At 58.2% G+C, this 696-nt stretch carries 1 pseudogene; it reads left to right on the top strand.

Annotation, left to right across the window (positions count from 1 at the left end):
- A pseudogene (locus CKL79_RS22715) lies at nt 1-680 on the top strand (hypothetical protein); the annotation flags it as partial.
- Between the last annotated feature and the right edge of the window lie 16 nt (nt 681-696).

Genomic DNA, 696 nt, shown 5'->3' with positions numbered 1-696 from the left:
TAGATGCTCAGCTCTATCGCCCGGCACCGCCTCGGCAACCTCACCAGATGGGCCGACCGCGCCAGGTGGGCCAGCGGTTACCCGGCCTCATGCCACTGGTCGATAACCCCTATACTCCCTGGCAAACGCTCGTCCTTGCCAACTGGTATGGACTGAGCGACTACCCGCTCCAAGTCGCCTCTGCCACCGCGCTCTGGTACAAGACGGGCATGCCGCCTGTGCCGATTCGATGGGTACTGCTGCGAGACCCAATGGGACGCTTTGAGACCCAAGCCCTGCTCTGCACCGACCTAGCAGCCACTCCTGAACAAATCCTGACTTGGTTTCGCTGGCGCTGGCAGGTCGAGGTCACCTTTCAGGAAGTTCGCGCTCAGCTTGGGGTTGAAACACAAAGGCAGTGGTCACCCTTAGCCATCGCTCGTACGACACCGGCATTGCTGGCGTTGTTCTCCATTGTCACCCTGCTCGCACATCAGCAGCAATTACACCAGCCTTTTGGGCTGCCCAAAGCCGCTTGGTATCAGAAAACGCTGCCAACCTTTGCGGACGCGCTAGCCCTGGTCAGACAACAACTTTGGCATCTGCGGACTTTTCAATCGTCACGGCTTGACACCGAGATGGTTGAAGTCCCTCGGACTCTATTCAACGCCTGGTCTGACTTGCTTTGCTATGCGGCTTAACGGATAAAGTCGAGCT

It is taken from the genome of Leptolyngbya sp. BC1307 (assembly GCF_002286735.1).
Classification (GTDB): domain Bacteria; phylum Cyanobacteriota; class Cyanobacteriia; order Phormidesmidales; family Phormidesmidaceae; genus Phormidesmis.
This window is presented reverse-complemented; position numbering and strand designations above follow the sequence as displayed.